Below are 18,132 nucleotides of genomic sequence, written 5' to 3' on the forward strand. Positions count from 1 at the left end.
CATGTCTGGCGTGGTCGATAACTTCACGCTGGTGGCCGCGGAGCGGGCCCTCGCACGCCTGCTGGCACGGGATCCGGCGACGCCCGCCCGCCTGCGCGCCCTCGAAGGCCGCAGCCTGCGCCTGGTCAGCGCCACCCCGCCGCTGGCGCTGCGGGTCAGCTTCGCTGACGCCGGCATGCGTCTTTCCCGGGTCAGCGACTGGCAGCAGCACGACGATCTGGTGATCGGCGTCGACCGTCATGTACTCGAGCGCTGGGTCGCCGGCGATTCGCTGGAGCGGCTGCTGTTCAATGGCGATCTCGACGTCAGCGGCGATACCGGCATGCTGGCCCCGCTGCAGGCGCTGCTGCTCGATCTCGATCTCGACTGGGAGGGCGCCCTGGCCCAGACCCTCGGCGCCACCCCGGCCCATGGCCTGGCGCAGGCGCTCGGCTATCTGACCCGCCAGGCGCGCACCAGTGCCGGCGAGTGGCAACGCGACTGGCGCGAGTATCTGTTCGAGGAGGCGCGATTGGTGGCCGGGCAGGATCAGCTAGAGGTCGCCCGCGACGCCCTGAGCGCACTGCGCATGCGCGTCGACCGACTCTCGGCGCGGGTCACGCGGCTGCAGCGCGAACACACGGCCAGCGCCGCACAGGAGCCGCACCCATGAGTCTGCGGCTTTTGCGTATCGCCTGGACCGTCTCCCGCTACCGTCTCGATACTCTGGTGCCCCAGGAGCGCCTGCCGCCAGTACTGCGCTGGCTGTGGCGCTTCGCCCCGGCCCGGCTCATCCCTACTGGCAGCCACTCCCGCGGCGAGCGGCTGCGGCTGGCGCTAGAGTCGCTGGGGCCGATCTTCGTCAAGTTCGGCCAGATGCTCTCGACCCGGCGTGACCTGCTGCCGCCGGACATCGCCGACGAGCTCAAGCGACTGCAGGATCAGGTGCCGCCGTTCCCCGGCGAGACCGCCCGCGCCATGGTCGAGAAAGAGCTGGGCCAGCCGGTCGCCGAGGCCTTCGCCAACTTCGAGACCGAGCCCATGGCCTCGGCCTCGATCGCTCAGGTGCATGCTGCCGAGCTGCATACCGGCGAGCGGGTGGTGGTCAAGATCATCCGACCCGGCATCGAGCGCACCATGCGCGAGGACATCGGCCTGCTCTACACCTTCGCGCGCCTGCTGCGGCGGGTGCCGGAGGCGCGCCGGCTGAGGCCGGTGGAGGTGGTTCAGGACTATGAGGCGACGCTGTTCGATGAGCTCGACCTCAACAAGGAAGCCGCCAACACTTCGCAGCTCAAGCGCAATTTCCAGGGCTCGCCGCTGCTCTACGTGCCCAGCATCTACTGGTCGCTGACCCACCGTCAGGTGATGGTGCAGGAGCGCATCGAGGGCATTCCGGTGGCCGACGTGGCGGCGTTGAAGGCCCAGGGCACCGACCTCAAGAAGCTCGCCGAGCATGGCGTGGAGATCTTCTTCACCCAGGTGTTCCGCGACAACTTCTTCCACGCCGACATGCACCCCGGCAATATCTTCGTCTCCCGCGAGAACCCCACCGAGCCACGCTATATCGCCATCGACTGCGGCATCGTCGGCAGTCTCACGCGGGAGGACCAGGACTACCTGGCACGCAACCTGCTGGCCTTCTTCCGTCAGGACTACTACGAGGTGGCGGTGCTGCACATCGAGTCCGGCTGGGTCGGCGAAGGCACCCGGGCCAACGAGTTCGCCTCCGCGATCCGCGCGGTGTGCGAGCCGATCCTGGAGAAACCGCTCAAGGACATCTCCTTCGGCCAGGTGCTGCTGGGCCTGTTCCAGACCGCCCGGCGCTTCCAGATGGAGGTGCAGCCGCAGCTGGTGCTGCTGCAGAAGACCCTGCTCAATATCGAGGGGCTGGGACGTCAGCTCTATCCGGATCTCGATCTGTGGAGCACCGCGCGGCCCTACCTCGAGCGCTGGATGCGCGAGCGCGCCGGTCCCAAGGGCTTCTGGCAAACGCTCAAGAAGCACGCCCCGGAGCTGGCCCACCAGTTGCCGGAGCTCCCGGTGCTGGCCCACCAGGCGCTCTCCGAGCGCGATGAGCAGCGCCGTCAGCGACGCCAGCAGACCGCCGCCCTGAGCGGCCTGCAGCAGCGCTTCGAACGCGCCGGTGCGCGCGCCCGACGGCTGCGCCTGGGGCTGCTGCTGCTGGCACTGGCGCTGGGCTGGCAGCCGATGCTCGGCTGGGCCGAGCAGCAGCCGTGGCCGGTGGTGGCCGCGGCGGCGCTGGGGGTGGCGCTGCTCGCCTGGCGCTGAGCGCGGGCCGCCCACAGCGGCCCGGCTCGCGAACCGCTTATTTAGACTCAGGATTGTCATCTCATGAGTGATACTCTCGAACGATTGGCCGCCGTGCTCGCCGAGCGCCGCGATGCCGACCCGCAAAGCTCCTACGTCGCACAGCTTCATCACCGGGGTCTCAACAAGATTCTGGAGAAGGTGGGCGAAGAAGCGACCGAGACGCTGCTTGCCGCCAAGGACGTCAAGGCCGATGATGAGCAGAGTCGGCAGGCACTCGTCGGCGAAGTCGCCGATCTGTGGTTCCATAGTCTGGTCATGCTCTCGCATCTGGAGGTCGACCATCGCGCCGTGCTCGACGAGCTGGCCCGGCGGTTCGGCGTCTCCGGCCTGGACGAGAAGGCCGCGCGGCAGCCAAGCCCGTAAGCGCTACCTAGGATCAATTCAGCGTCAATCGTGTCAGCGCCTCGGCGCATGCCTCAAGGAGTAAGGTTATGTTGGGTGGTATCAGTATCTGGCAGTTGCTGATCGTGCTCGGGATCATCATCTTGATCTTCGGCACCAAGAAACTGCGCAACGTCGGCAGCGATCTGGGCGGCGCGGTGAAAGGGTTCAAGAAGGCGATGCACGACGAGGACGGCAAGGAGAAGTCGGAGAGCACCTCCCAGCAGCGCATCGACCACTCCCAGCAAGCGTCCCAGGACAGCCGCTTCGATAGCGACGACATCAAGTCGAGCGCCGACGACAAGGCCGAGCGCAAGTAAGCGGCGATGTTCGATATCGGCTTTTTCGAACTGCTGCTGATCGGCATCGTCGGCCTGCTGGTGCTGGGGCCGGAGCGCCTGCCTATCGCCGCCCGCACCGCAGGGCTTTGGATCGGCCGTATTCGCCGCAGCGTCGCCAACATGCAGCGCGAGATCACCTCCCAGCTGGAGGCGGAAGAGCTGCGCCAGAAACTCGCCGAGCAGCAGCGCAAGCTCGACGAGGGGGTCGGGCGGGTCAGACAGGAGGTCGAGCAGGGTCAGCGCCAGCTCGACGAGGGCGTGGGCCGGGCTCGGCACGAGGTCGAGAAGACCCTCGGCAGCGACGAGGCCCGCCGCGGCACGGCACGCGCCACATCGGACGACTCGACGCCGACCGACGCCGTTTCGCCCGATGCCGCCTCGTCCGAACAGGCATCGGTGCCACACTCGCCGCAACCGGATGACCCGGCCCCGGCGAAGCACTTCGACGCCGTATCGCCCCCCGCCGATCCGCCGCCACGACCCGCGGATGATCTGCCCGCACCGGCGAGCGGTACCGAGGACAAGGATTCGAATACCCGATGAGTGACGCCTCACGCCCACCGGAGGAAGAGCAACCGCAGGCCCCGCTGATCGAGCACCTCATCGAACTGCGCTCGCGCCTGATGAAGGCGGTGATCGTGGTGATCGCCATCTTCGCCGTGCTCTACGCCTTCTCCAACGATATCTACCGCTTCGTCGCCGAACCGCTGATCGCGCTGCTGCCGGCGGGCTCGCGCATGATCGCCACCGAGGTGACCTCGCCGTTCCTGGCCCCGTTCAAGCTCACCATGGTGGTCTCGATCTTCGCCGCCGTGCCGGTGATCCTGTATCAGGCCTGGGCCTTCATCGCCCCGGGGCTCTACCGTCACGAGAAGGCGATCGCCTTTCCGCTGCTGGCGTCGAGCATCGTGCTGTTCTACTGCGGCGCGGCCTTCGCCTACTACGTGGTGTTTCCGCTGCTGTTCAGCTTCTTCGTCCACACCGGCCCGCAGGACGTGCAGGTGATGACGGACATCAACGCCTATCTCAATTTCGTACTGAAGATGTTCTTCGCCTTCGGCGTGGCGTTCGAGATCCCCATCGCCACTTTCCTGGTGATCTGGACCGGGATCACCGACGTCAAGAGCCTGACCAGGAAGCGTCCCTATGTGATCCTGATCTGCTTCGTCGTCGGCATGCTGCTGACCCCACCCGACATCATCTCGCAGAGCCTGCTGGCGGTGCCGATGTGGCTGCTGTTCGAGGTCGGCATCCTGTTCGCGCGCCTGGTACGCCGCCGACGCGAAGACGCCGATACCGATACCGATACGTCGCGCTGATCCCGGCGGCCGCCGGTGCTCGCCGGCCTCGGCTCGGCGATGACGCCGCGGCCGCTGACCTCTCTCCGCCCTGTCCGGCACAGGGTTGTTATACTGGGCAGGCACCCTGATGCCCATGTCATCGTTTTGTCATTCGGCGCTGATAGCGTTGCCTTCGGCGTCGCGGGGCGGTGTCACACCCGTCTCGTCGCTTCTGTGGAGATTCCCATGCGTCATTCCCTGTCCCGTCAGTACCCCGCCACCCGGATGCGTCGACTGCGCAAGCGTGAGTTCTCCCGCCGCCTGGCGCGGGAGTCGGCACTGACCACGGACGATCTGATCCTGCCGGTATTCGTGCTCGACGGCGAACAGCGCCGCGAGGCGGTCCCGTCGATGCCCGGCGTCGAGCGGCTGTCGATCGACGAGCTGCTGCGTGAAACCGAGGAACTGGTAGCGCTGGGGATTCCGGCGATCGACCTGTTTCCGTTCACCCCGCCGGAGAAGAAGAGTGCCGACGGCGCCGAGGCGTGGAATCCGGATGGAGTGATCCAGCGCGCCATCCGCGCGCTGCGCGAACGCTTCCCCGAACTCGGCATCATCACCGACGTGGCGCTCGACCCCTACACCACCCACGGCCAGGACGGCATTCCCGACGAGCACGGCTACCTGCAGAACGATCGCACCATCGAGGCGCTGATCAAGCAGGCGCTGTCGCATGCCGAGGCCGGCGCCGACGTGATCTCGCCGTCCGACATGATGGATGGTCGCATCGGTGAGATTCGCGCCACCTTCGAGCGTGAAGGGCTCCACGAGACCCAGATCATGGCCTACTCGGCCAAGTACGCCTCGAAGTACTACGGCCCCTTCCGCGACGCCATCGGCTCCAGCGGCAATCTGGGCCAGGCTGACAAGTTCAGCTACCAGATGGACCCGGCCAACACCAACGAGGCGCTCCACGAGACCGCCCTCGACATCCAGGAGGGTGCCGACATGGTGATGGTCAAGCCGGGCATGCCCTACCTGGACGTGGTCCAGCGGGTCAAGGAATCCTTCGGCGTGCCGACATTCGTGTATCAGGTGAGCGGCGAGTACGCGATGCACATGGCCGCCTTCGAGAAGGGCTGGCTCGACGCCGACAGCGTGATTCTGGAATCACTCACCTGCTTCAAGCGCGCCGGTGCCGACGGCATTCTGACCTATTTCGCCAAGCGCGCCGCACAACTACTCAACGCCTGATCACCGCGGGCGCGTCTGCCCGGGTGCGGGACATCATTGTGGAGAACAGTCGATGACAGACACCCAGGACACGCCCGGCCCCGCTCGAGAACTCGCCAGCAGCAGCCTGCCGGTCGACGATGGCAGCTCGCCGCCCCTGCGGGTCAACCGCACCCGCAAGGGCATCCATGCCAAGGCGACCCCCTCGCCGCAGGCGGACCTGAGTGACCCCACGCTCTACTTCAACCGCGAGTTGTCACACCTGCAGTTCAATATCCGCGTGCTCGAGCAGTCTCTGGATCCCTCGCATCCGCTGCTCAACCGGCTGATGTTCCTGCTGATCTTCTCCTCCAACCTGGACGAGTTCTTCGAGATTCGAGTCGCCGGACTCAAGCACCAGCTGGCCCTGGCCAACGAGGAGGTGGGCGCCGACGGTCTGCCCCCGGCGCGCACGCTGGAGGAGATCTCGCGCATCGCCCACGAGCAGGTCGACCGCCAGTACCACATTCTCAACGACGCGCTGGTGCCGGCACTGGAGGAGCAGAAGATCCGTTTCCGCCGTCGCTCGCAGTGGACCCCGGCTCAGGCAGCCTGGGTCGCCGACTACTTCGAGGAGGAGATCGCGCCGGTGATCAGTCCGATCGGGCTGGACCCCTCGCACCCCTTCCCACGGCTGGTCAACAAGAGCCTCAACTTCATCGTCGAGCTCGACGGCACCGATGCCTTCGGCCGCGAGGGAGGCCTGGCGATCCTGCCCGCGCCGCGCTCGCTGCCACGCTTGATCCGCCTGCCAGAAGCGCTGTGCGAGGCGGGCTTCACCGACTATGTGTTCCTGTCGTCGATGATCCACGCCCACGCCCACGAGGTGTTCCCCGGCATGGAGGTCGAGGGCTGCTACCAGTTTCGCCTGACCCGTAACGCCGATCTCTCGGTCGACCCGGAGGAGGTCTCGGATCTGGCCTCGGCGCTGCGTGGCGAGCTGCTGGCACGGCGCTACGGCAGCGGCGTGCGCCTGGAGGTGGCCGACAACTGCCCCGACAACCTGATCGACTTCCTGCTCCACCAGTTCGAGCTCGGCGAGGCGGACCTCTATCGGGTCAACGGCCCGGTCAACCTGACCCGGTTGATGTCGGTACTCGACGACGTCCAGCGCCCCGACCTGCGCTACCGCTCCTTCACCCCGGGGCTGCCCAAGCAGGTCCGCGGCGACGTCAACCTGTTCTCGATGATCAGCCAGGGCGATATCCTGCTGCACCACCCGTTCCAGTCGTTCACCCCGGTCGAGGAGCTACTGCGCCAGGCCGCCCGCGACAGCGACGTGATGGCGATCAAGCAGACCCTCTACCGTACCGGCGCTGACTCCTCGATCGTCAGCGCGCTGGTCGAGGCAGCGCGCGGCGGCAAGGAGGTGACCGTGGTGATCGAGCTGCGGGCACGCTTCGACGAGGCCGACAACCTGGCGCTGGCCTCGCGCCTGCAGGAAGCCGGGGCCATCGTCATCTACGGGGTGATGGCCTACAAGACCCACGCCAAGATGATGCACATCGTGCGCCGCGAGAAGGGCGAACTGCGCCACTATGCCCATCTGGGCACCGGCAACTACCACGCCAAGACCGCCAAGCTCTATACCGACTACAGCCTGATGACCGCCAACGAGGCGATCTGCGAGGATGTCCACCGGGTCTTCCAGCAGCTCTCCGGCATGGGCAAGCCGCGCAAGATCAACACCCTGCTGCATGCGCCCTTCACCCTCCACGACACCCTAGTGGCGATGATCGAGCGCGAGGCCAAGCTGGCCGAGAGCGGCAAGAAGGCGCGCCTGGTGATCAAGTGCAACGCGATCACCGAACCCAAGCTGATCCGCGCGCTCTATCGCGCTTCTCGGGCCGGCGTGCGCTGCGATCTGATCATCCGCGGCATGTGCTGCCTGCGCCCCGGCGTGCCGGGTATCTCCGAGAACATCAACGTGCGCTCGATCATCGGCCGCTTCCTCGAGCACACCCGGGTCTACTACTTCAGCAACGACGGTGCCCATGAAGTGTGGTGCTCCAGTGCCGACGCCATGGAGCGCAACATGTTCCACCGCGTCGAGACCTGCTTCCCGCTGCTCGACAAGAAGGTCGCCCAGCAGGTGCGCAAGGACCTCGACACCTACCTGCTCGACAACTGCCAGAGCTGGGTGCTCGACAGCGAAGGCCAGTACCACCTGCAGGAGAGCGGTGACGCCGAACCGATCAGCGCTCAGGAGACCCTGCTCTACGCCTACGCCAGCCAGGCCTGAGAGAGCAGTCGCCGCGCCCGGCCAGGGCGCGGCGCCTTCCCTTTCCCGCGCCTCTCAGCGACTCCCCTCGCCCGTTGAAGCGGCACTCCCTACGCCTGAACAGCGATTTCCGACGCCAGCCCTATCGCTTGTCCTTATCCCTGACACGATCAATATCGCCGTCTATCACCGCCCTCCCGACCCGCACGCCACTGTCCTCACCTCCTGGGTTCTCCGAACCCGTGGACTCACGCCCTGGATGCTCACCTCACCGGTACAGGGCTCACGCTGACAGCGGCTGCGGATCCCTCGCGCCCCCGGGATCACACGCCTAAGCGCCCTTCCCTCGGCCCCTGCCGCTGACGTACGCCCCGCATGCGCTCCCGGTGCAGGCCCCAGATGCAAAAGGGCCGCGCAGTGCGCGGCCCAGAGCTTGTGTGACGACTTGCTTGGCGTGACGAGATAGCCGTGGGTCAGACCGCGATCTCACCGCCATCACGCTTGCGGATCACCACGGTGGAGGCCCGCGGACGGATCTCGCCCGAGGTGGCGACCGTCGCATCCTGCACGCTGGCATCAGGATTGGCCGGCCAGTTGCCCGGGTGCTGGATGTTGATGAACAGCGAGGTCTTGTCCGGCGTAGCGAAGATACCGGTCACCTCACAGCCGTTGGGGCCGACGGCGAAGCGCTTGAGCTGGGCCTGGTCGGCAGCATCGATCACCGCCTTGTCGCCCGGACCGCGGCTGACACTGCCCGGCACCACCGCCAGCACCTGGTCGTTGGTGTAGTCGGTAACCTTGTCGTAGCCGTTGTCGGTCTCGATCCACAGGATACCCTTACCGTCGCCGCGGTCGTCGTACCACAGGCCGTCGGGGCTGGCGAACTGGTTGAGCTCGGTGAGCCCCGAGTAGTTGTCGGCATCGCTCTCGGCGGCGCCGAACACGAAGATCTCCCACTCGAAGCTGGTGCCCGCCGGGGACGGCTCGTGCCAGCGGATGACCTGACCACCCTCGTTATCCGGGCGCGGGTTGGGGCCGTTGACCGGGGCAGTGGCATAGCCCACGCCCAGCTCTTCGACGTCGCTGCCGCCATTGGTGTAGGTGGCGGCGGTGCCTTCGGCGGTACGCTTGGAGTTGTTGGTCAAGGTCATGTAGACCTCACCCGACGAGGGATCGACGGTGCCCCACTCGGGGCGGTCCATCGGTGTCGCACCCATGAAGTCGGCGGCGTCGCAGGTGTTGATGATCACCCCGGCGAGGTCACGCTCGTTGGCCAGCTTGAGCGCCTGCCACAGCGGGCGGCCGTCACGGGTGGTGGCATCCGGCGTCAGCGGCAGCCAATCACCGCTGCCATCATCGTTGAAACGCGCCACATAGAGGGTGCCCTCGTCGAGATACTTGGCACCTATCGCCAGACGGTCGTAGTCCTGACCGGGGCGGTTGGCGTCCTGGGGGTCCCACTTGGCCTTGGAGACGAACTTGTAGATGTACTCGTTGCGCGAGTCGTGACCGGTGTAGAACACCACCGGCTCACCTTCGATCACCTTGCCCGGCCAGCACCCTTCGTGGCGGAAACGGCCGATATGGGTGCGCTTGAGCGCCGCGGTCTCGGTGCTCACGCTGGCGGTGTTGCCGTAGGGGTCGATCTCCACCACATAGCCGAAGGTACGCGGTTCGTTGCGGTAGTCGCCGGACGCAGAAGCCGCGCTCGGCGTGGCGTCGAAGCGCGCGAACTCGCCGTTGGTGCCCCCCTGGGCGGTCTCCCAACCGTAGCGGCTGCGGCCCGTGGGCACCCCCAGGCGATCGTCATCGGGGTAACGATCGCTGGCCTTGGTGAAGACATTGGGCCAGTTCTCCTCACAGGTGAGGTAGGTGCCCCAGGGGGTGAAGCCGTTGGCGCAGTTGTTGTTGGTGCCGCGGGTGCGCGTCCCGTTGGTGGAGTAGGCGGTCACCACGTAGTCGCTACCGCGCACCGGGCCGGCGAGTTCGATCGGCGTAGCCGAGGTGAGGCGGCGGTTGTAGCGCGAGCCGCGCTCGTCGTTCCACTGGCCATCGCTGCCGAGCTTCAGCTTGACCAGGGTCACGCCGTGGGCGTTGATCTCGGTGCGCGCCTCGTCGGCCGGACGCGCGCCCTCTTTGGCGTTGGTCGGGCCGCCCTGCGGTGCCCACAGCGCGCTCTGGTCGATGTACTCGTTGTTGAGCGCCATGATGAACTCGCGCGAAGCGCTCTCTTCGCTCAGCGCGAAGTTGTGCATGCCGTCGTGGTTCATGCCCACGCTGGCCGCCTGATATTCGGGGGTGACGCGGCGGTCCGCGGACCAGGCGCCGACACTGTTGTCGAGCGGGGTGCCCCAGGGGATCAGCACCTGGGCGACATAGCCTTCCGGCACCACAACCGCATCGGTGCGCGAACCGCGAATCGAAGCGAATGCCAGCGCCAGCGGCGTGGCTTCCGACGAGCCGCCACCGGAGCTGCCGTTGTCGTTACTGTCGTCGCTGCTGCAACCGGCCAGACCGAAGCCGCCGAGCAGGCCCATCGCGGCCAGGCCAGCGCCACCCTGCATGATGCCGCGACGCGAGATGCGACGCGACAGCACTGACGAGAACGGCTCGTTGCCGCTCTGGTTGAGAACGCGATGATCCTCGATTTCCTTGCTCATGGGGTGTCCCCTCTCTTTGGAGTCATTCACTAATGACGGTCTTCTGATCCACGGCGCCCGGACCGGCGATACGCGCCGCCGGCCACTTGGCGATCCAGTGCGTGCGGCCACCGGAATGCGTTACCCGGAGGCAACTTAGAGCAGCAAAGTGACAACACCATGACGACTTGACGGCAACACCACAGCGGTCGCGCCGTCATAAAACCGTCATCCCCCAGTCATTAGGATGCCGAGTCCGGCGGCGGCGAAGACCGTACGCCGCGTTGGATCATTCGCGGGAGCCTCATGACTGACCCCCTTTCCACCGCCGTCCAGGCCGCCACCGGCCGGGGCTGCGACTCGACCCGTCGGCGTCTGGTCGGCACCCTGCTGGGCGCCGGACTAGGCGCTGGCCTGAGTGCCGGAATGAGCGGCTGCGCCGCGCCGCTGACAGCCAGCGCGCGCGCACCGACCCCAGGGCGCCAGGTCGAGATCTTCTATCTGGCCGATACCCTGGAGTGCCTCGGCCCCACACGGATCGTCGCGCCCGCCACCTATCTCGGCCCGGCCGAGATGCTCGGCGCCGCCCCCTGGGCCACGGCGGCCGGCGTGACCACGCTGGCGGGCAGCGCTGCCGCCGAGTGGGCCGCACTCTATACGCCGCGCAGCGCCGCCCGGCGCCACACCGCAGGCTATGGCGGTCTGGCCGCGCAGCTCGATCGGCTGCGCCGGGAACTCGGTGCCGAACGCACCCTGACACTGGAGAACGGCCAGTGCTGGAGTGGCAGCGGCCTGGGCCATCTCGCCAACGGTAGTGCCGGCGTCGCCGCCAGCCGCCTGCTGGCCAGCGACGCCCGGGTCAGCAGCGACGAGCGCACGCTGTGGCCACAGCGTGCCGCAGCGCTCTACCGCGACTACGCACGCCCGGTGCTGGGCAATCTGGCCGCGCCGCCCGCCGGCGTCAGCGCGGCGACCCGCTTCGAACGCGATGGCGTCCAGGTGGCGGTGGTCGGCGCCAGCGATCCCAACGCCCTGGACGAGACCCGCTCCCTCGATCAGTGGTACCAGGCCCTGGCCGAGAGCGTGGCAAAGGCTGCCGCAGCGGCCGAGCTGGTGGTCCTGCTGGCCGATACCGGCAGCGCCACCGCGCGCTGGCTGGCCGCGCGGCTGCCACAGGTCGATCTGGTGCTGGCCGCCCGTGGTCAGGATTTCTGGCCCCGTCTGATCGCAGTCGACAATGCCCACGGCGCCCCGGTACCGCTGTGTCTCCCCGGCAGCCACGCCAGCGGCTTCTTTCATCTCAGCTGCCGCAGCACCCGCGACGGCTGGCAGATCCACGCCGATTTCCAGCGCAACGACATCGCCGCGGACGCCGCGGCCGCCGATCACCAGACGCGCTTCGACGCCCTGCGCGCACCCTACGCCGGCTGGCTCGACCGCCCGCTGGGCAGCGCCCCCGATTGGCTGTGGCGCCGCGACAGCGTCGGTGGCACCTGGGACGGCCTGATCGCCGCCGCCCTCACCGGGGATAGCGACACCACCCGCGCGCTGCTGCCGGGGCTGCGCCATGACACCCTGCTGGCCCCTGGCGAGACGATCACCCGCGACCACCTGTGGCGCCTGAGCGGCGGCCATCCGGCCCGGGTCGTCGAGCTAGCACCGCACGCCGAAGCGCTGGCGCGCCTGCTCGAACGGGCGCTGGACAACAGCCTGGGTACGCCGCTGATCCTCAATGACAGCCGCGACCTGCCGCGTCTCTCGGCGACCCACTGGACGCTCGACTACGGTGCTGCCACCGGCGCGCGCGCCCATCTCGACACGCTGCCCGAAGGGCTCACCTGGCGCAGCTTCAGCGCCCGCCCCCAGGCCGGCGGCGAACCGCTGTGGCAGCGCCTGGAGCGCTATCTCGGCGACCACGGCGGCACGCCGCCGGCCCCCACCCCGCCGAGCCTCGAGGCGCGCTACGTCGACGGGCATCCCGGTTGGCATCCGCAGGCGCGTCTGAGCACATGACCCTCCCGGCCTGGCTGAGCGCCCCGGCACAGTGGCTGGCGCTGTGTCTACTGGCGTGGCTGGCGGCCCAGGCGCTGACCGGCACGGCGCGGCTGCTGGCGCCGGCCGCCCCCGTCTTGGCGCCGACGACGGTCACCCTCGACCCCGCCGCGCTGCCGCCGGTACCCACAGCCTGGCAGCAGCAGGCCGCCGAGGCAGACACACGCATTCCGCTCACCGACCTGCCCTACCGCGTGGTCGGCCGGGCACTGAGCGAAAGTGACGCGAACTCGCTGGTGGTGCTGGCGACGCCCGACGGCCAGCGCGCGCTGATGCCGGGCGACCGCATCGCCGCCAACATCACCCTGGCACGCATCGACGACGAGGGTGTGGTGCTGTCCCGCGCCGGGCGGCTGGAGCGGCTGCCCTGGCCCGAACCGACCGCCGCGCCGAGCGGGGGCATCTCGCCCGCCGCTTCGACCACCGCCGCTACCGCTTCTTCATCCACGCTTTCGGAGTCATCCCCATGAGCTCCCTGCCATCTCGATCGGCGCTCACGCTGCTGCTGGCCCTGCTACCAGCGCTGCTGCTGGCGACCCCGGCCCTGGCCCAGTCACAGCCCCAGACGCCCACGGGCAAAACGGCCGGTGCCGCCACGGATGCCACCCCGCGCTATGACGTCGACTTCCAGGAGACCAGCCTGCGCGAATTCATCGACAGCGTGGGGCGGATCACCGGCCATGAGTTCCTCGTCGACCCGCGGGTCCAGGGCACCATCTCATTGACCAGCCAGCGGCAGTTGAGCGCCGACGAGCTCTACCGCCTGTTCCAGAGCGAGCTGCAGATCAACGGCTACGCCACGGTCCCGCTCGGCGGCGGACAGGTGCGTATCGTGCCGGCCCAGGCCTCGCGCACTCAACCGCTGCCGCTGGGTGACGCCGCCAAGGGTGCCAGCGTCGCCACCGGCGTGATCGAGACACGCAACCTGGACGCCGCCACCCTGGCCAACGTGCTGCAGCCGCTGGTCGACAGCCAGGTGGGCACGGTCACGCCATGGCCGGAGAGCCATCTGGTGGTGGTCACCGACTGGCGTGACAACCTCCAGCGACTGACTCAACTGGCCCAACGCCTCGACCGCCAGCGCGATCTCCAGGCCGCGGTGCTGCCGCTGGCGCACGCCTCTGCCGACGAGCTCGCCGACACTCTGGACACGCTGATGCAACGCGAGGGCGGCGGTCAGGTGAAGGTGGTGGCCAACCCGCGTGCCAACGCCCTGGTGGCCTACGGCGACCCCGCCGGGCTGGCCCGGGTGCGCCAGCTCGTCGCCTCTCTGGATGCGCCCCAGGCCCAGGCCCAGCAGCGCAACACCCGGGTGATCTATCTCAACAACGTCAGCGCCGAATCGGTGGTCGCGGTGCTCGGCGGGCTGACCGGCGAGCGCTCCCAGAGCGCGGGGGGCACCGACTCCAGAAACCAGGTGCAGCAGCTGCTCCAGCGCGCCAGCGGCGGCGATAGCGCGCTGCAGGGCGGCCGCCTCGGCGCCATGGGTGACACCGGCGGCAGCGGTCTGCCCGCGCTGCCGGATGCCACCAGCCGCAACGCCGCCGTCGCCGGTACCCTCGGCGCCGGCGACGAAGCGGTCGGCTTCGCCGTCCACCCTTCGACCAACGCCCTGGTGCTGATCGGTCCGCCGGCGCGGCTCGACGCCTACGCCAGCATCATCAAGCAGCTCGACATCCGCCGCGCCCAGGTGGCGGTGGAAGCGATCATCGCCGAGATCACCGAGTCCCGCGCCAAGCGCCTCGGCGTGCAGTGGCTGTTCGGCGATCTCTCCGGCAGCGGCACCGTGCCGGTGGGCGGTTTCAACTACGCCGCCAACGGCCAGCCGGGGATCAATGCCATCGCCGGTGCCGCCGCACGCAACGACACCAGTCAGCTGGCGCGGCTGCTCGGCAGCATCACCGGGGCCAGCGCCGGGGTCGGCCGAATCAGCGACAGCGGGGTGAGCTTCGCCGCCCTGCTCGGTGCGCTGCAGAGCGACAGCGAGACCAACCTGCTGTCGACCCCCTCGCTGACCACCCTCGACAACGCCCAGGCCTATATCCTGGTGGGCCAGGAGGTCCCTTTCGTCACCGGCTCCACCACCTTCAACGAGAACCCCTACCAGATCATCCAGCGCGAGGATATCGGGGTCAGCCTGCGCATCCGCCCCTCGATCAGCTCCGACAACACCATCCGCATGGACATCGTCCAGGAGGTGTCGTCGATCGACCCCAACGTCCAGGCCTCCGACGTGGTCACCAACAAGCGCGAGATCGAGACCTCGGTGATCACCCGCGACGGCGGCATCGTGGTGCTCGGCGGGCTGATCAGCAACGCCGGCAACTCGAGCTCGGCGCGGGTACCGCTGCTGGGCGATATCCCGCTGCTCGGCAAGCTGTTCCAGTACAACCGCGACGATCGCGAAAAGCGCAACCTGATGGTGTTCATCCGCGCCCGGGTGCTGCGTGATGCCGCCCAGATGGACAGTGCCACGGCTGAAAAGTACCGCTACATGCGCGCCCAGCAGCTGCTCGCCGGATTCGACGACGACCAGGCGCTGGCGCCCTGGACGGCGGCGAACACGGCCGTCGGCGGCATGTCTTCGGCTGCCGCGGGAATGGAGGGTGCGAGAAGGGATGGCGCGGCGCCGAGCGCGCCGGGGCAGCCGCGCTGGAGCGCGCTGTTCCCCGATCAGCGCAGCCGCCTGGGGAGCCTGGCGCCATGACCGCGACACCGAGCCTCTCCGCCAACGACGATAGCGTCGCACCGCTGCCCTATCGGCTGGCCAAGCGTGCCGGGGTGGCGCTGGCCCCGGGCGCCCACGGCTACCGCCTGCTGTGCCGCGACACCACCTCGCCGCTGCAGCTCGAGGTGCTGCAGGATATTCAGCGCCGCCTGGGCCGCGCCGAGGGCTGCGAGTGGCTCGACGGCGACACCTTCGAGGCGCGTCTGGCCGCGCTACACGATGGTGAGCGCGCCGACAACGCAGCGCTGCTGGAGGGCCTGGCCGAGCACGTCGACCTCGACAGCCTGATGCAGGAGCTGCCACGCGCCGAGGATCTACTCGAGAGCGAGAACGAGGCGCCGGTGATCCGGCTGATCAACGGCGTCTTCTCCGAAGCCCTGCGCCTGGCCGCCTCGGACATCCACGTCGAGCCGTTCGAGCGCGAGCTGGTGATCCGGCTGCGGGTGGATGGCACCATGCGCGAGGCGCTGCGTCCGCCACGGGTGCTGGCACCGGTGCTGATTTCGCGGATCAAGGTGATGGCGCGGCTCGACATCGCCGAGAAGCGCCAGCCCCAGGATGGCCGCATCACCGTACGCGCCGCCGGCCGCGACGTCGATATCCGCGTCTCTACCCTGCCCGGCATCCACGGCGAGCGGGTGGTGATGCGTCTGCTCGACAAGCACGCCGCGCTGCTCGACCTCGACCGCCTGGGCATGCCGCCGGCCGTGCTCGAGCGCTACCGCCGGGTACTCGAGCAGCCCAACGGCATCCTGCTCAACACCGGGCCCACCGGCTCGGGCAAGACCACCACCCTCTACGCCAGCCTCAATGCGCTCAACGACCGCAGCCGCAACATTCTCACCGTCGAGGACCCGGTGGAGTACGCCATTCCGGGTATCGGCCAGACCCCGGTCAACCCCCATGCCGGGCTGACCTTCGCCCGCGGTCTGCGCGCCATCCTGCGCCAGGACCCGGATGTGATCATGATCGGCGAGATCCGCGATCTGGAGACCGCCGCCACCGCGGTGCAGTCGAGTCTCACCGGCCACCTGGTGCTCTCGACCCTGCACACCAACAGTGCGCTGGGAGCGATCGCGCGCCTGCGCGACATGGGCATCGAGCCGTTTCTGCTGGCGACCAGCCTCAAGGGAGTGATGGCGCAGCGCCTGGTGCGTCGGCTGTGCCCGGCGTGCTGCGAGTGGCGCCCGCGCCGGGCCGATGACGCCCAGTGGCTGCCCGGCATCGAGACGCTGTCGCGGCTGGCCGAACCCCAGGGCTGCGACCACTGCGACCACAGCGGCTACCGCGGCCGTCTGGGGCTTTACGAGTTCATCCCCATCGACGCCCGACTGGCCGGCCTGATCCATGAGCGCGCCCCCGAGGCGGCGCTGGCCGAGTACGCCTTCGGCCAGGCCTGCGCCCAGAGTCTGGCGCAGGCGGCGCTGGCGCGGCTGGCGGCGGGCGAGACCGCCCTCGACGAGGTGCTGCGTGCGATCCACCGCTGAGCTTGCCCCTAGCGCTGACCTCAAACTGCCATTGTCCGTGGGTCAGACTACGTCGCCATCTACGCCCGTCATGACCGTCGCGATGCGTGACGGGTGCCATATCGACATCGCTACTGGGGAGAGTCGATGCCCACCTATCGCTATCTGGCCCTGAGCCCCGACGGCCGCCGCCAGCGCGACGTGCTGCAGGCCGAGAGCGAGCGCCAGGCGCGCCAACTGCTGCACGAGCGTGGCCTGTTCCCGCGCCGGCTGGCGCTGGTGCGCGATGCCGGCGCCCCGGGGCGACCGGGTCGCGGGCGCCTCGATCCCACCAGCCTGGCGCTGCTCACGCGCCAGTTGGCGACCCTGGTGGAGGCGGGCATTCCGCTCAGCGACGCCCTCGACGCCCTCACCCGCCAGGCCGAGCGCCAGCGCGAACGCGCGCTGCTGCTGGCGGTGGGCAACCGGGTGCGCGAGGGCCACTCGCTGGCCGACAGCCTGCGCCCCCACTCGAGCTTCGACCTGCTCTACCGCTCGCTGGTCGCCGCCGGCGAGCGTGCCGGGCGCCTGGCGCTGGTGCTCGAACGCCTGGCCGACCATCTGGAACGGGTCCAGGCGCAGCGTCAGAAGGCGCGCACCGCGCTGGTCTATCCGCTGGTGCTGGCGGGGGTGTCGCTGGCGGTGGTGAGCGGGCTGATGACCTGGGTGGTGCCACGCCTGGCGCAGCAGTTCGAGCGCTCCGACATGGCGCTGCCGTGGCTGACCCGGCTGATGATCGGTCTCTCCCAACTGACGCTGAGTCTGGGGCCGTGGCTGTTCGCCCTCCTGCTGCTGGGCCTGCCGCTGGCGCTACGCGTGCTGCGCCGTCCGGCGCCGCGGGCACGGCTCGATGCCCTGCTGCTGCGCCTGCCACGCCTGGGCGAACTGATCCGGCTGCTCGACACCGGGCGCCTGACCCGCACCCTGGCGATCCTCACCCGCAGCGGCATCGCCCTGCTGGAGGCGCTGCGGGTGAGCCGCGACACCCTGGGCAACCATGGCATGCGCGAGGCGGTGGCGCTGATCGAACAGCGGGTCGAGAGCGGGGTCAGCCTGCACCGGGCGATGCAGGAGTCGGGACGCTTCTCGCCCTCGCTTCTGCACATGGTCGCCAGTGGCGAGGCCAGCGGCACCCTGGACAGCATGCTCGAGCGCATCGCCGATGCCCAGGAGAGCACCTTCAACCGCCGTGTCGACATGGCCCTGGCGCTGTTCGAGCCGCTGATGATCCTGGTCATGGGCGCGGTGGTGCTGACCGTGGTGCTCGCCATCCTGCTGCCGATCATGCAGCTCAACAGCAGCGTGGCGCTGTGACGCCCAGCGCGCCGCGCCGACGCCATCAGCGCCCATCCGCCATTAGTCCATCGGCAATCATTAGCCCGCATGCCATAAGAGAGGAA

General features: G+C 68.6%; 14 protein-coding genes. 13 read left to right on the forward strand and 1 reads right to left on the reverse strand.

Annotated features, from left to right (window positions below):
- Position 1: 1 nt before the first annotated feature.
- The 8 genes from DOM66_RS00930 (at position 2) to ppk1 (ending at position 7,829) form a co-directional block, all read left to right on the forward strand.
- Positions 2–652 carry a ubiquinone biosynthesis accessory factor UbiJ gene (locus tag DOM66_RS00930; protein ID WP_110688989.1) on the forward strand — a complete coding sequence of 217 codons (651 nt, stop codon included), beginning with the start codon at positions 2–4 and terminating at the stop codon, positions 650–652.
- Positions 649–2,271: a ubiquinone biosynthesis regulatory protein kinase UbiB gene (ubiB, locus tag DOM66_RS00935; protein ID WP_110675130.1), complete on the forward strand. Its 1,623-nt coding sequence runs from the start codon at positions 649–651 to the stop codon at positions 2,269–2,271. The genes DOM66_RS00930 and ubiB overlap by 4 nt, the downstream gene beginning before the upstream one ends.
- Positions 2,272–2,334: 63 nt before the next feature.
- Positions 2,335–2,676, forward strand: a complete 342-nt coding sequence (locus DOM66_RS00940; protein WP_110675131.1) for a phosphoribosyl-ATP diphosphatase — start codon at positions 2,335–2,337, stop codon at positions 2,674–2,676.
- 68 nt (positions 2,677–2,744) lie between these two features.
- Positions 2,745–3,014: a Sec-independent protein translocase subunit TatA gene (tatA, locus tag DOM66_RS00945; RefSeq protein ID WP_110675132.1), complete on the forward strand. Its 270-nt coding sequence runs from the start codon at positions 2,745–2,747 to the stop codon at positions 3,012–3,014.
- Between the two features lie 6 nt (positions 3,015–3,020).
- A complete protein-coding gene (gene tatB / locus DOM66_RS00950; protein ID WP_110675133.1) occupies positions 3,021–3,578 on the forward strand; it encodes a Sec-independent protein translocase protein TatB in 558 nt (185 codons plus the stop codon).
- A complete protein-coding gene (tatC, locus tag DOM66_RS00955; RefSeq protein WP_110688990.1) occupies positions 3,575–4,354 on the forward strand; it encodes a twin-arginine translocase subunit TatC in 780 nt (259 codons plus the stop codon). Before tatB ends, tatC begins: the two co-directional genes overlap by 4 nt.
- A 207-nt stretch (positions 4,355–4,561) precedes the next feature.
- Positions 4,562–5,569, forward strand: coding sequence for a porphobilinogen synthase (gene hemB, locus DOM66_RS00960; RefSeq protein WP_110688991.1), 1,008 nt, complete (start codon positions 4,562–4,564; stop codon positions 5,567–5,569).
- A gap of 52 nt (positions 5,570–5,621) precedes the next feature.
- The gene (gene ppk1 / locus DOM66_RS00965; RefSeq protein ID WP_110675136.1) at positions 5,622–7,829 is read left to right on the forward strand and encodes a polyphosphate kinase 1; all 2,208 of its coding nucleotides are present in this window, start codon (positions 5,622–5,624) and stop codon (positions 7,827–7,829) included.
- Between the two features lie 452 nt (positions 7,830–8,281).
- On the opposite strand, the gene DOM66_RS00970 is transcribed toward ppk1, so the two are convergent.
- Positions 8,282–10,468, reverse strand: a complete 2,187-nt coding sequence (locus DOM66_RS00970) for a PhoX family protein (RefSeq protein WP_110688992.1) — start codon at positions 10,466–10,468, stop codon at positions 8,282–8,284.
- 285 nt (positions 10,469–10,753) lie between these two features.
- Here DOM66_RS00970 and DOM66_RS00975 point away from each other — a divergent pair, with 285 nt between their 5' ends.
- From DOM66_RS00975 to gspF, 5 genes are all read left to right on the forward strand, one after another.
- The gene (locus DOM66_RS00975; protein WP_157958955.1) at positions 10,754–12,460 is read left to right on the forward strand and encodes a metallophosphoesterase family protein; all 1,707 of its coding nucleotides are present in this window, start codon (positions 10,754–10,756) and stop codon (positions 12,458–12,460) included.
- Positions 12,457–12,969: a type II secretion system protein N gene (locus DOM66_RS00980; protein ID WP_110688994.1), complete on the forward strand. Its 513-nt coding sequence runs from the start codon at positions 12,457–12,459 to the stop codon at positions 12,967–12,969. Before DOM66_RS00975 ends, DOM66_RS00980 begins: the two co-directional genes overlap by 4 nt.
- Complete coding sequence (gspD, locus tag DOM66_RS00985) at positions 12,966–15,206, forward strand: type II secretion system secretin GspD (RefSeq protein ID WP_110688995.1); 2,241 nt, start codon at positions 12,966–12,968, stop codon at positions 15,204–15,206. The genes DOM66_RS00980 and gspD overlap by 4 nt, the downstream gene beginning before the upstream one ends.
- Positions 15,203–16,714, forward strand: a complete 1,512-nt coding sequence (locus tag DOM66_RS00990; RefSeq protein ID WP_110688996.1) for a GspE/PulE family protein — start codon at positions 15,203–15,205, stop codon at positions 16,712–16,714. The genes gspD and DOM66_RS00990 overlap by 4 nt, the downstream gene beginning before the upstream one ends.
- Positions 16,715–16,840: 126 nt before the next feature.
- Complete coding sequence (gspF, locus tag DOM66_RS00995) at positions 16,841–18,046, forward strand: type II secretion system inner membrane protein GspF (protein ID WP_110688997.1); 1,206 nt, start codon at positions 16,841–16,843, stop codon at positions 18,044–18,046.
- Positions 18,047–18,132: the final 86 nt, after the last annotated feature.

It is taken from the genome of Salinicola endophyticus, assembly GCF_003206575.1.
Lineage (GTDB): Bacteria > Pseudomonadota > Gammaproteobacteria > Pseudomonadales > Halomonadaceae > Salinicola > Salinicola endophyticus.